Origin of the sequence: Streptomyces sp. NBC_01267, assembly GCF_036241575.1 — a bacterium.
Lineage (GTDB): Bacteria > Actinomycetota > Actinomycetes > Streptomycetales > Streptomycetaceae > Streptomyces.
The window spans coordinates 7,596,387-7,609,296 of sequence record NZ_CP108455.1 but is presented as its reverse complement, the minus strand read 5'-3'; the positions used below and the strand labels follow the sequence as shown (position 1 = coordinate 7,609,296).

Below are 12,910 nucleotides of genomic sequence, written 5' to 3'. Positions count from 1 at the left end.
CGGAGCTACCCCCCGGATCTCCAAAACGGTTCCGGGAAAGGGGAGTTCGCCCCGTCAGGACACGTCCGCCATTTCCACCGACGGGCCCGGAGGCAGCTCGGCGGGCCCGGCCGGACGAGACTCAACCGAGGGCGAACGCGGCAGCCGTGACCGCGCCGAGCGAGGCACCGGCAACCGTCTGCGCCACGGAATGGTAGACCAGTGCGACACGTGACCAGCACACGGCGAGCACCAGCGCGTACCCGCCGATCCACCACACCGAGTGGACGGCGCCGAGCATCGCGACCACCGCGGAGACCACCGCCGAGTCGACGCTGATCTTCCAGACGGTGTTGACGGCCAGCAGCACAACGGTCATGGCCCACAGGGCCAGCATCGCCACGAGGACACCCCGGGGTGCCCCACCGGCGAGCATCAACGCCGAGCCGGTGCCGATCGAACCGAGAATGACGAAGAAGATCGGAGCGCGCTGCCTGCGGTCGACCACGTGCCGGTCGCCCCACGTGCCGCGCCGGCGCTCCCACTCGATGAACGCGGCAGGGACGATACCCGCGCAGAGAGCCCCGAGAAGCCCCCAGGGGATGCCGGTCCAGTCGCCCGCGGCGGCGATGCCGATGCCGGGCATGCCCACGAGGAGGACGTTGCGGGGCTGGAGCACATCGGTGACGGTGCGGGCCACAGTGCTGCTCATACGGCGGCCCGCGCCGGCTCCGCGAGGGGAAGGTCCCTGGGACCCCGAACGGTGTTGATCTTCATGACCCCGCAGGATACCGGCCCGTGGGCGGCGCCGGTCCGCCCGCTCCCCGGCACGGCTCGGTGGCCCTACCAGCGGTCGCGGTGGATCACCTGTCGCACCGGACGTCGGCGCACAGGGCCGAAGTTACCTATCGGCAGACCCACCGGGACAGCGGCGAAGGTGCGCATTCGAAGCCCCGCCCCGGTTACGTACTGCCGAGGCGGGGCGCATCTCAGCCGGGGCGGTGCGCGATGACGCCGAACATCGTCACGGACATGTGCAGAGCGCTGCGCTCGGCGGCTGCCGTGAGGTCGGCGTACAGACGGTCCCGCTGTCGCCCGGTGATCAGCTCTTCCTGCACGGCCTTCTCCGCGAGCGCCCGGATGAGCGGCCAGCTGACCTTCCGGGGGTCCTGGATGAGGGCTTGCGAGCCGAGGTCGTCGATCTCCAGTCCCGTCGCGGCGAGTTGGCCCATCAGCTTCCGCCCGGCGTGCGGATTCGCTGCCGCGGCGAGGGCGCCGCCCGTCAGGACGGCGACGACCTCGGCCTCGCCCGGGTAGAGGATCGTGGTCGCCCAGTCCGTGTCGAGAAGGGCAACACGTCCTCCCGGCCGCAGTACACGGGCGATCTCGGCCGCTGCCCTGTCGGGCTCCGAGAGGTGCTGGAACACCCGCTCGCACCAGACCACATCGACGGCGGCATCATCCACGGGGAGCGCCGACGCGTCGCCGCGCACGAATCGGGCCGTGCTGTCCGTCGCTGCCGCGCGCTGTCCGGCGACCGTCCGCAGGCCGGGGTTCGGCTCCACTCCGGTCGCCTCTCCGCTCCGGCCCACCGCCTCGGCGAGCGCCCTGGTCTCCGACCCGGTCCCTGATCCGATGTCGAGCGCCCGCTCGCCGGGCCGCACGGCGAGTCCGGCGTGTGCCCATTCACGCAACCGGCGCACGCCCGCGCTTGCCGCCTGGGCGTCCAGTGCCCCGACCAGCCGGTCGGTCATGGAGTCGGTGATGTTGTCCGTGTGGAACGCCGATGTCGGCCGTGCGTTCCTGCTGTCCTCTGCCGCGGGGCCCGGCGCCGCGCCCCGGCCGCCGGAGTGTGTCCCGTGCTGGTGCTGGTCGTCCATCAGCCGAAACTCACCCGCTCCAGCCAGAAGTCGAGCAAGTGACCGTCGCCGAGCACGTCGACGCTGCCGCCCCGGGCCGGGCGTCGCCGGTAGACGGTCAGCAGCAGGTCGGTCAGCGGTCCGCGGACCGCGACGGCCGCCCTCTCATGAGCCCGGCGCCAGGTGACGGTGTCCCCGGTGAGGTCGACCACCCACTCGGCTTTGAGCTCCGGGGCGGTGTCGGTGGCGTGGAAGTGCAAGGTCCGCCCGGGGCCGAGGAGTTCGCGCTGCTCCGGGTGGATCTCGAAGAGCTGGGGCAGGGACCCGAGTTCCATCCACTCGTCGAGGGCGTCGACGGCCACGTCCGCCTCGACGGTGAACTCCGCGCCGACGGCCAGTGCGGCGTCCGCCCGGTGGATCAGCGTCTCGTGGGCCATGCGGCGGGCGAAGAACGCGCTGCTTCCCCCGGAGCCGGACACCGGCGTCCACAACTGCGCGTCCGGGCCCGCTTCACGCAGCGTCTCGACCAGCCGCTTCGCGCCCTCCACGAGCCAGGCGCCGAGGTCGGCGGGCTGCTCGTCGCCGGGACCGGCGGGCTCTTCCCGGAGTGCGGTGTCGGGGAGTGGCTGCTGCGCCCTGGTCCGTACGATCTCCTCGACCCAGCGGTGGGCCTCACCGAGATGCCGTACCAGTCGGCCGAGGTGCCAGCCGGGGCAGGACGGCACCGGAACCGTGAGGTCCGCCCCCTCGATACAGGCTCTCAGCAGATCGCTCTGCACGGTGATCTCGGCGCAGTGCCGCTCGTAACTCGGAGACGTCATGGCACCAACGTAGAGCCCCACGGACGACCCGCGCCGATCGACACGGGAGGGGCGGTCGGCCGCCGGTCCCGGAGCCGCGGCCCACGACAACGGTGCGGCGTGCCGCCTCTGAACTACTCCTGCGCCGAGGCCAGTTCGCGCACCGTGGCCATGTCGCTGAACGGGATCAGCTGTTCCCCGACGATCTGGTACGGCTCGCTGCCCTTCCCCGCGACCAGCACGATGTCGCCCTGTCCGGCCCCGGACAGGGCGAAGGCGATCGCCTTGCGGCGGTCGGCGATCCGCTCGAATCGGGTTCCGGTGGCCAGCAGACCGGGGGCGATCTGGTCCATGATCGCCTCGGGGTCCTCGTTCCGCGGGTTGTCCGAGGTGAGGACACACAGGTCGGAGCGGGTTCCGGCGATCGCCCCCATCTCCGCGCGCTTGGTGACGTCCCGGTCGCCACCGCAGCCGAAGACGGTGATCACGCGGCCCGTCGCGAAGTCCTGGATCGCGGAGAGCACCTTGTCCAGGGAGTCCGGCGAGTGCGCGTAGTCCACGATGACCGCCGCGCCACGGGCGGTCTCGAAGCGTTCCAGCCGCCCCGGCACCGGAGGCATCCGGTCGAGTGCGGCGATCAGCCCGGCCAGGTCATGGCCCAGCGCATGACAGGCAGCCACGGTCGCCAGGGCGTTGGACACCGAGAAGCGTCCCGGCACCGGGACACCCGCGGGGTACTTGCTGCCCGCGTGGTGGAGGGTGAACCGGGTACCGAAGGCGTCCATGCTCAGATCGGTGGCCCGGTAGTCGGCCTCGGTGTCCAGGGCGTAGGTGGTGACCGCGCCGGGCATCATCGCCAGGATCGAGGCACCCACCGGGTCGTCGGCGTTGACCACCGCCCGCCGGCACAGCCCCTGGAACAGCTTCAGTTTGGCGTCCCGGTAGTTCTCCATGGTGCCGTGGTCGTCCAGGTGGTCCTGCGTCAGGTTGGTGAAGATCCCCACGTCGATGAACGCCTGGTCCACCCGGTGCTGGAGCAGGCCCATCGAGGTCGCTTCCAGGACCACGGTCCCCACCTCGTGGTCGCGCATGTGACCCAGCAGGTACTGGAAGTCGGGCGACTCCGGTGTGGTCAGCACCGAGCGCGGCATCGGGATCAGTTCGTCCCCGATTCTGCTGCCCGCGGTCCCGATCACCCCGGCCCGTACGCCCTCGGCGCCCCGCAGCACGGACTCCACCATGGAGGAGACGGAGGTCTTCCCGTTGGTACCGGTGACGGCCACCATGTCCATGTCCCGACCCGGTTCGCCGTAATAGCGGGAGGTGACGACCGCCGCCGCCGTGCGGGTGTCCGCGACCCGTACGACACACGCGTCGCCGGCGGATGCCCAGGACACCGCGGGGAGATCCGGAGCCGCGTCCTCCACCAGTACCGCCACGGCTCCGCGTGCCAGTGCCGAGCCGACGGCCTCGGGGCCCCCTTCGCGGTGACCGGGCACCGCGATGTACAGCGAACCGGGTGAGGCGCGGTGGGCGTCGAAGCAGGCTCCCGCGGTGATGTCCGTCCCGGGATCGCCGAGAAGAACCTCGTGGTCGTGCCCGGCCAGCAACTCGCTCAACTTCACGGGGGGTCCTTTCGAGAGTGCGGCAGCCCGGCCCGGCGACCGTCGCCAGGAGCGATGCCGCCGATACGTCGAGTAGCCGCGTGAGTGGTGCGGGATGCTGCGGGTTGCTGCCGAGCGGGCAGCCTGGCGGTGCGGAAGCCCCCGTGCGCGGGGCGGAGGAGAAAGGGCGAACGGCGGCGGAGAGCCGGCTAGCCGTGGCCGTGCAACGCGCGGCACCGCGCCCTGGGCGCGCTGGGGCCGAGCGGGCGGGGAGCCTGTCGCAGGCACTCCCTCACCGCACATGTGTGACCCATGTCTGGAGTGTACGTCCCACGGACAAGCCCGGATTCCGCTCCGGACGCGCCCGGCCCCGGAACCCTTCCGCCGTGCCCAGCAGGCGGACTGCCGTCCGGCCCGCGAAGATGGGCTGTGCCAGGCAGCGGTTGAGGGGGCAGGCGGGGAGGGGACGACCGTGCAGACCTGAGAAGGGACGAACACCGTGGGACGACCCAGGATTCTCGTAGTGGGCGCAGGTTTCGCCGGAGTGGAGTGCGTACGCCGTCTGGAGCGCAGGCTCTCCGTGGGAGAGGCGCAGATCGCACTGGTGGCGCCCTTCTCGTACCAGCTGTACCTGCCGTTGCTCCCCCAGGTCGCGTCGGGTGTTCTCACTCCGCAGTCGGTCGCCGTGTCGCTGCGCCGCAGCCAGAAGCACCGCACCAGGATCATCCCCGGCGGCGCCATCGGGGTGGACACCGACGCGAAGGTCTGCGTGGTCCGCAAGATCACCGGCGAGATCGTCAACGAGCCGTACGACTACATCGTGCTGTCCCCCGGCAGCGTCACCCGCACCTTCGACATCCCCGGGCTGGCCGACAACGCCCGCGGGATGAAGACGCTCGCGGAAGCCGCGTACATCCGCGACCACGTGATCGCCCAGCTGGACCTGGCGGACGCCAGCCACGACGAGGCCGAGCGCGCCTCCCGGCTGCAGTTCGTGGTGGTCGGCGGCGGCTACGCCGGTACCGAGACGGCTGCTTGTCTGCAGCGGCTCACCACCAACGCCGTCAAGCACTATCCGCGCATCGATCCGAAGCTGATCAAGTGGCATCTGATCGACATCGCCCCGAAGCTGATGCCCGAACTGGGCGACAAACTGGGGCTCAGCGCGCTCGAAGTGCTGCGCGGGCGCGGCATCGAGGTCTCCCTCGGCGTGTCGGTCGCCGAGGCCCGGGAGGACCAGGTGACCTTCACCGACGGCCGGGTCCTGCCGTGCCGCACCCTGATCTGGACCGCGGGTGTCACCGCCAGCCCGCTGATCGCCACCCTCGGCGCGGAGACGGTACGCGGACGCCTCGCGGTCACGCCGGAGATGAACCTGCCGGGATTCGACGGTGTCTTCTCGCTCGGCGACGCGGCTGCGGTCCCGGACCTCACCAAGGGGGACGGGGCCATCTGCCCGCCCACCGCGCAGCACTCGATGCGCCAGGGCCGCAGGCTCGCGGAAAACCTCGTGGCCACCCTGCGGCACCAGCCGCTGCAGCCCTACGTCCACAAGGACATGGGGCTCGTCGTCGACCTGGGCGGCACGGACGCGGTGTCCAAGCCGCTCGGTATCGAACTGCACGGGCTGTCGGCGCAGGCCGTGGCCCGCGGCTACCACTGGACAGCGCTGCGGACGAACGTCGCCAAGACCCGGGTGATGACCAACTGGCTGATCAACGCCATCGCCGGGGACGACTTCGTACGCACCGGATTCCAGTCCCAGAAGCCCGCCACGCTGCGCGACTTCGAGTACACGGACTCGTATCTCACGCGGGAACAGATCCGCGAGCACACGGCGTCGCTCCACGCCCGCGGCTGACGGATCCCCCCGGAGCGCACAGCCGCGGACCCCGGCCGGGGTCCGCGGCTGTGCGCTACTCCTCGTGGTGCTTGGCGCGGCTGGGCTGGACGCGTTTGGGCTCGCCCGGCATCTTCGGGTACTCCGGCGGATACGGCAGGTCGCCGAGCCCCCGGTCCTGTTCGTCCTTGTCGGCGAGTTCGAGCAGGGCGTCCAGCCGGAAGGCGTGGTCGTCCATGTCCGCGTGCACATCGCCGAGTTCGGCGTAACGCTCGGGCAGGGTGGCGATGTCGAAATCAGCGGGGCGCACATCGTCCACCTCCTCCCAGCGCAGCGGGGCCGAGACCTGCGCACGGGGGTGGGGGCGGACCGAGTAGGCGGAGGCGATCGTGCGGTCACGGGCCGTCTGGTTGAAGTCCACGAAGATGCGCTCGCCCCGTTCCTCCTTCCACCAGGCCGTGGTCACCCGCTCCGGCATGCGCCGCTCCAGTTCCCGGCCGCAGGCGATGACGGCCCGCCGCACCTCGGTGAAGGTCCACCGCGGCTCGATGGGCACGAACAGATGGAGCCCGCGCCCGCCGGACGTCTTGGGCCAGCCACGCAGTCCGCCGAATTCGTCGAGCACGGACCGGAGCTCGTGCGCCGCGCGCACGGCGTCGGTGAAGTCGGTGCCCGGTTGCGGGTCGAGGTCGATACGGAGTTCGTCGGGATGGTCCGGGTCCTGCCTGCGCACCGGCCAGGGGTGGAAGGTGAAGGTCGCGAACTGCGCGGCCCACAGCACGGCGGCCGGTTCGGTGGGGCAGATCTCGTCCGCCGTGCGTCCGCTGGGGAAGGTGACCGTGCCGGTCGGGATCCAGTCAGGAAGGTTCTTCGGCGCGCGCTTCTGGTAGAACGATTCGCCGGACAGCCCGTCCGGGTAGCGCTGGAGCGTGGTGGGGCGGTCCCGCAGGGCGCGGGTGATGCCCGCGCCGACGGTGAGGTAGTAGCGGGCGAGATCGAGCTTCGTGTAGCCCCGCTCAGGAAAGTAGATCTTGTCGGGGCTGGACAGACGTACGGTCCGCTCCCCCGCTTCGAGCTCCACTGCTGCACCCATGCGCGTCACGCTAGGCGCAGGACACCTGGTGCGCATATCGGGCGCGACGCCCGGTGCGACCGCAGAATCGACGTATGGATCTGCCGGTGATGCCGCCCGTCAAGCCGATGCTCGCCAAGTCCGTGAAGAAGATCCCACCCGGTATGCAGTACGAGGGGAAATGGGACGGCTTCCGGGCGATCGTCTTCCGGGACGGTCCGGAGATCGAGCTGGGCAGCCGCACGGGCAAACCGCTCACCAGGTACTTCCCCGAGCTGGCCGACGCGCTGCTGCGGAATCTTCCGCCGCGGTGCGTGCTGGACGGCGAGATCGTCATCGTCCGGGACGGGCAGCTGAACTTCGACGCCCTCACGGAACGGATCCACCCCGCGGAGTCCCGGGTGAAGCTCCTCGCAGAGCGGACCCCGGCCTCCTTCATGGCCTTCGACCTGCTGGCCCTGGGGGACGAGTCCCTGATGGGAACCGCCCAGGCCGACCGTCGGCGCCGGCTGGTGACGGCGCTCTCCCCGGCCGGGGCTCCGGTCCATGTCGCCCCGGCCACCACCGATGCCGCCGTGGCCGAGGAGTGGTTCCGCACCTTCGAGGGCGCCGGGCTCGACGGGGTGGTCGCCAAACCGCTGGATCTGCCGTACCGGCCGAACGAACGGCTGATGTACAAGATCAAGCACGAGCGCACGGCGGACGTCGTCGTGGCCGGATACCGCCTTCACAAGAGCGGCCCGGTCGTCGGTTCGCTGCTGCTCGGTCTGTACGACGCCGACGGCATTCTCCAGCACGTCGGTGTCTGCGCGGCCTTCTCGATGAAGCGCCGCGAGGAACTGGTCACCGAACTGGAGCCGTTGCGGATGGACTCCGCCGACGCCCACCCCTGGGCCGCCTGGGCCGAGGAGTCCGCACACGAGAGCGCCCGGCTGCCCGGGGCCCCGAGCCGCTGGAGCGGGAAGAAGGATCTCTCCTGGGTTCCGCTGCGCCCCGAGCGGGTGCTGGAGGTGGCCTACGACCACATGGAGAACGGGGTGCGGTTCCGGCACACCACCCAGTGGCGCCGGTGGCGGCCCGACCGGGCCCCGGAAAGCTGTACGTACACGCAGCTGGACGAGCCGGCCGGCTATCGCCTGCCGGACATCCTCACCGGGTGAACCCCTGCCCAACAGCGGCCGAATATCTATTTCTGCCGGTGCAGAATTTGAAGTGCTGCGTGTTGAGGTTTGGCCAGTCGGAGGCCGTGCCGAGAAAGCCCGCCCCACCTCGCGACGCACAACGTGCTACTGTCGTTACCAGTTGCAGTTGTGGTTCCCAAAGACTTCAAGTGCTCTCACTGGCTTTCTGTGCCGGTGAGCGCACTTTTGTATTTCCGGATATTTCCGGACGTGGTAATCATCGCGGCGACGTGGGGTTCGCACAGTGCGGGCCTCCGGGCATTTTTGCCCCGAAGGAGAGTTTGACATGGCTACTGGCACCGTTAAGTGGTTCAACGCGGAAAAGGGTTTCGGTTTCATCGAGCAGGAGGGTGGCGGCGCTGACGTCTTCGCCCACTACTCGAACATCGCCGCCCAGGGCTTCCGCGAGCTCCAGGAAGGCCAGAAGGTGACCTTCGACGTCACGCAGGGCCAGAAGGGCCCCCAGGCCGAGAACATCGTTCCCGCCTGACGCACGAAACGCAGCTGGGCCCGCACCTTGGGGTGCGGGCCCAGCTCGTTGCTTTGTCCAGGCCGCACCCGGTTCGCTGTTACGGTTCCGGAGTCGGCCCGGCACCAGGCGTGCACCGTGGTCCTGTACGGGCCCGGGTGCACCGCCCGTCGCTCCCACAGAACGGACGAAGGCCCGCCTGAGCCTTACGAGCCAGCATTCCAGCCGCCTGTTCGGCAGGTGCTGGCTATTTCGATCTCTCCGCCCCGGCTCTTCACCGAACCGGCCGGCTTGGATTTCGTTATTTTCTTCGGCTCGTTCTTGCGATTCTTCGGCTCTGTATTCTCCGCTGAGAATTCCTCGATACGTGCCACATCGAGGGAGGATCCCTATGGACCGCACAGCGCGCACGAACGACCGTTATTCCCGTACCCGCACCGGTGGTGGCTCCGGCCGGGGCGGCTTCCGCTCCCAGGCCCCGAGCCGCTCGGGGGGGTCCGGCCGGTCCGGTGCACCCAACCGTTCCGGTGGCCGGGGCCGCCGGCCCGCCGCTCAGCAGGGCGAGTTCGCCCTGCCTGTCACCCTCACCCCGGCCCTGCCGCCGGCCGCGTCGTTCGCCGACATGGAGATGCCGTCCGAGCTGCTGAAGACGCTCGCCGGTCTGGGGATGACCGAACCGTTCCCCATCCAGTCCGCCACGCTGCCGAACTCGCTGGCCGGCCGGGACGTCCTGGGCCGCGGGCGCACCGGATCGGGCAAGACCCTCGCCTTCGGCCTGGGCATGCTCGCCCGTACCGCCGGACAGCGGGCCCAGCCCCGCCAGCCGCTGGCCCTGGTCCTGGTCCCCACCCGTGAGCTGGCCCAGCAGGTCACCGACGCTCTGACGCCCTACGCCCGTTCGCTGAGGCTGCGCCTCGCCACCGTGGTGGGCGGTATGTCGATCGGCAGGCAGGCGAGCGCCCTGCGCGGTGGGGCCGAGATCGTCGTCGCGACCCCCGGCCGGCTCAAGGACCTCATCGAGCGTGGGGACTGCCGCCTCGACCGGGTCGGCATCACCGTGCTGGACGAGGCCGACCAGATGGCCGACATGGGCTTCATGCCGCAGGTCACCGAACTGCTCGACCAGGTACGTCCCGAAGGCCAGCGGATGCTGTTCTCGGCCACCCTGGACCGCAACGTCGACCTTCTGGTCCGCCGCTACCTGCACGACCCGGTGGTGCACTCGGTCGACCCGTCGGCCGGCGCGGTGACCACGATGGAGCACCATGTGCTGCACATCCACGGCACCGACAAGTACGCGACCACCACCGAGATCGCTGCCCGGGACGGCCGGGTGCTGATGTTCCTCGACACCAAGCACGCCGTGGACCAGCTCACCAAGCACCTCCTGAACAGCGGCGTACGGGCCGCGGCGCTGCACGGCGGCAAGTCCCAGCCGCAGCGCACCCGTACCCTCGCCCAGTTCAAGACCGGCCATGTCACCGTGCTGGTGGCCACCAACGTCGCGGCCCGCGGCATCCACATCGACAATCTGGACCTGGTCGTCAACGTCGACCCGCCCAGCGACCACAAGGACTACCTGCACCGTGGCGGGCGTACCGCCCGTGCCGGGGAGTCCGGCAGTGTCGTCACTCTGGTGCTGCCCAACCAGCGCCGTGAGATGAGCCGTCTGATGGCGGACGCCGGGATCACCCCGCACATCGCGCAGGTGCGGTCCGGGGAGGCCGAGCTGAGCCGTATCACCGGCGCACAGGCTCCCTCGGGTGTGCCTGTCACCATCTCCTCGCCGGTCGCGGAACGCGCGAAGGGCAGCTCGTCGTCGGCCCGCGGACGGCGCAGCCGACCCGCTCAGGCCCGGCGCTCGTCCGGCTCGCCCCGTGGTCGCTCGGGCAATCCGCCGCAGCCGTTCAAGAACGCCGCCTGAGCCAGAACCCGCGGTAGCCGAACAGCCACGTGTCGCCGCTCCGGATTCCACGGAGCGGCGACACAGCTGTCTGCGGACTACCCGCGGTGCGCCTCCAGTGGATCCGGAGCGGCGAAGGCACCCTCGTGGTGGACCAGCCCCGCCTCCTCGCTGCGGCTGCCGCCGGTCTCGACCTCTCCCACGACGAAGAGATGGTCACCGATGCGCTCCCGCAGCGTCACCCGTGCGGTGAGCCAGGCCGGAACGGCATCGAGCAGCGGCAGCCCGTCAGGCTCCGCCGTCCAGTCGGCGCCGGTGAAACGGTCGATGCCGCTGCGGGCGAACTGCCGCGCCAGCGTGGTGTTCTGCGGGCCGAGGACATGGACGGCGAAGCGCTCGGCACTCCGTACAGCGGCGCTGGTGGATGCCGAGAGGCCCAGGCAGAAGGAGACCAGGGCCGGTTCCAGCGAGACCGAGGTGAAGGAGGTCGCGGTGAAACCGGCCGGGCCCGGCACCGTGATCACCGTGACTCCCGCCGCGTGCCTCCGGAGGGTGCGGCGGAGTATCTCGTCGGGGGCCGGGCTCCCGGCGGACTGTGCGGATCGTTCAGCGAAGACGGTCATACCGCGTCCCTCTCGGGGTGTCGATGGTAGGGGTGCTGTTCCACGGGCCGGATCCGGAGTTCGGTGCGGGCAGGCCGGCGCCGACGCAGGCACGGCACAGCGGCCACGCCGGGCAGCGGTCACGCCGGGCAGCGGGCGCTCGAAAAGCGGGAGTGACAGGAAGGCCGACGCCGGATGCGTACGGCTGCCGTCGGCGTCGGGTGACCCGCGTGGTGGGCTGACGCACTGCGGTGGACGTCAACGAGGGGGCCGGTGAACGGCCGCACGCCATCTCCGCGACGGCGGAGCGGGCCGGGGCGCCGTAGGGCCAAGAGGCCCGCTACGGCGGTGGGTTCAGCGACAGAGGGCGCTGGAGGTGCGCCGGTAGTCCACGTAGCGGCAGACCACGCCGGGGTGCATCACATGCATGCCCCGTATCCTGCTGGGCCCGCCTGCCCCTGTCAACGGACACCTTCAGGTGTCTCATCGTCCGAGTCCTGGGGCTGTACGTCCGGGCGGGCCGGATGCCTGAGCTCCGCCCCACCGGCACGGCCCGCTCGCGCGAACCCGGACGCGCGAACGGGCGGGGAGCCGACTCCGCCCCGCCCGTCCGGTCGCTGCACGCAGGTCAGCAGCTCAGGTTGGATCCCGCGGTGGTGCCCAGAATCCCGACGAACCGCTGGTAGGCGTCGATCCGGCTCTGCACCTGGGCCGGGTTGCCGCCATTGCACTCGATGCTGCCGTTGATGCTGCGGATGGTCTCACCGTATCCGGCGCCGTTGACCATCGCGTTGTGCGGGGTCATCGTGCCGGGGCCGGTCTGGGTGTTCCAGTACCAGAGGCCGGTCTGCCAGGCCACGGACGCGTCGGTCTGCACCAGGCCGGGATTGTCCAGCAGGTCGATCCCCAGAGCGTCGCCCGCCGCCTTGTAGTTGAAGTTCCAGCTGAGCTGGATCGGTCCGCGCCCGTAGTAGGCCGCCTGGCCCGCCGGGCAGCCGTAGGGCTGCGAAGTGTCGCAGTAGTGGGGGTAGTTGTCGGTGTTCTGCTCGACGACGTAGACGAGGCCGCCGGTCTCGTGGCTGACATTGGCGAGGAAGGCAGCCGCTTCCTGCTTCTTGACCGTGTCGCTGCCGGTGTTCGCGAAGGCCGGGTAGGAGCTGAGGGCGGCGGTCAGTCCGCTGTAGGTGTAGAAGGAATTCCGGTTCGGGAACATCTGGTTGAACTGGTCCTCGCTGACGACGAAGCCGGAGTTCGTGGGCGGCTCGGTACCGCCGTCACCGCAGGCACCCTGGTCCGACCAGACGTCGGAGGTGCCCGGGGTCTCGTTCTGGGTCCACCATTTCGCCGACCAGTTGTGGCCGTTGTACGAGGCGACCAGTCCGCCGGTGTACACGGACGAGGAATTCCACGCCGTGGCACACGTCGCTGCCGATGCCGATGTCATCGGCAGGAAGACCGCGAATCCGATGGCCGCCACCAGGGCGGTGAGCAGAGCCGTGATGCGTCGTGACACGTGATCACTCCTTCGTGCGGCACATCGCGACAACGATGTCCGCTTGTGGGGGTGAGGGAACTCAAACGCCTTGGTCTGGACCTGTCAA

At 70.1% G+C, this 12,910-nt stretch carries 11 protein-coding genes and 1 pseudogene; 4 read left to right on the top strand and 8 right to left on the bottom strand.

The genetic code is table 11. The features are described 5' to 3' along the window. Positions 1-121 precede the first annotated feature (121 nt). From OG709_RS33870 to OG709_RS33850, 5 genes and pseudogenes are all read right to left on the bottom strand, one after another. Entirely contained in the window at positions 122-691 is a 570-nt protein-coding gene (locus OG709_RS33870; protein ID WP_250301537.1) for a hypothetical protein, read from the bottom strand. A gap of 131 nt (positions 692-822) precedes the next feature. Further along, positions 823-924 (bottom strand): annotated as a pseudogene (locus OG709_RS33865) (nitroreductase family protein); the annotation flags it as partial. A 44-nt stretch (positions 925-968) separates the two neighbouring features. Continuing rightward, positions 969-1,859, bottom strand: coding sequence for a methyltransferase domain-containing protein (locus tag OG709_RS33860; RefSeq protein ID WP_329168885.1), 891 nt, complete (start codon positions 1,857-1,859; stop codon positions 969-971). After that, entirely contained in the window at positions 1,859-2,659 is an 801-nt protein-coding gene (locus OG709_RS33855; RefSeq protein ID WP_329168884.1) for a maleylpyruvate isomerase family mycothiol-dependent enzyme, read from the bottom strand. The genes OG709_RS33860 and OG709_RS33855 overlap by 1 nt, the downstream gene beginning before the upstream one ends. A gap of 113 nt (positions 2,660-2,772) precedes the next feature. Next, on the bottom strand, positions 2,773-4,263 hold the full coding sequence (locus OG709_RS33850) for a UDP-N-acetylmuramoyl-L-alanyl-D-glutamate--2,6-diaminopimelate ligase (protein WP_250301540.1): 1,491 nt from the start codon (positions 4,261-4,263) through the stop codon (positions 2,773-2,775). A gap of 478 nt (positions 4,264-4,741) precedes the next feature. Here OG709_RS33850 and OG709_RS33845 point away from each other — a divergent pair, with 478 nt between their 5' ends. Then, positions 4,742-6,103, top strand: a complete 1,362-nt coding sequence (locus OG709_RS33845; protein WP_250301541.1) for an NAD(P)/FAD-dependent oxidoreductase — start codon at positions 4,742-4,744, stop codon at positions 6,101-6,103. Between the two features lie 55 nt (positions 6,104-6,158). Here the strand turns inward: OG709_RS33845 and ligD are convergent, their stop codons facing one another. After that, positions 6,159-7,175, bottom strand: a complete 1,017-nt coding sequence (gene ligD, locus OG709_RS33840; RefSeq protein ID WP_266645420.1) for a non-homologous end-joining DNA ligase — start codon at positions 7,173-7,175, stop codon at positions 6,159-6,161. Between the two features lie 74 nt (positions 7,176-7,249). Here ligD and OG709_RS33835 point away from each other — a divergent pair, with 74 nt between their 5' ends. The 3 genes from OG709_RS33835 (at position 7,250) to OG709_RS33825 (ending at position 10,728) form a co-directional block, all read left to right on the top strand. Beyond that, complete coding sequence (locus tag OG709_RS33835; RefSeq protein WP_250301543.1) at positions 7,250-8,314, top strand: ATP-dependent DNA ligase; 1,065 nt, start codon at positions 7,250-7,252, stop codon at positions 8,312-8,314. A 307-nt stretch (positions 8,315-8,621) separates the two neighbouring features. Next, positions 8,622-8,825: a cold-shock protein gene (locus OG709_RS33830; protein ID WP_030072012.1), complete on the top strand. Its 204-nt coding sequence runs from the start codon at positions 8,622-8,624 to the stop codon at positions 8,823-8,825. A 370-nt stretch (positions 8,826-9,195) separates the two neighbouring features. Next, positions 9,196-10,728: a DEAD/DEAH box helicase gene (locus tag OG709_RS33825; protein WP_329168880.1), complete on the top strand. Its 1,533-nt coding sequence runs from the start codon at positions 9,196-9,198 to the stop codon at positions 10,726-10,728. A 77-nt stretch (positions 10,729-10,805) separates the two neighbouring features. Here the strand turns inward: OG709_RS33825 and OG709_RS33820 are convergent, their stop codons facing one another. Both OG709_RS33820 and OG709_RS33815 read right to left on the bottom strand, forming a co-directional pair. Beyond that, positions 10,806-11,330 (bottom strand): flavin reductase family protein, encoded by a 525-nt coding sequence (locus tag OG709_RS33820; protein WP_266645424.1) that lies wholly within the window; start codon positions 11,328-11,330, stop codon positions 10,806-10,808. A gap of 607 nt (positions 11,331-11,937) precedes the next feature. Beyond that, positions 11,938-12,822, bottom strand: coding sequence for a glycoside hydrolase family 19 protein (locus tag OG709_RS33815; protein ID WP_329168879.1), 885 nt, complete (start codon positions 12,820-12,822; stop codon positions 11,938-11,940). Between the last annotated feature and the right edge of the window lie 88 nt (positions 12,823-12,910).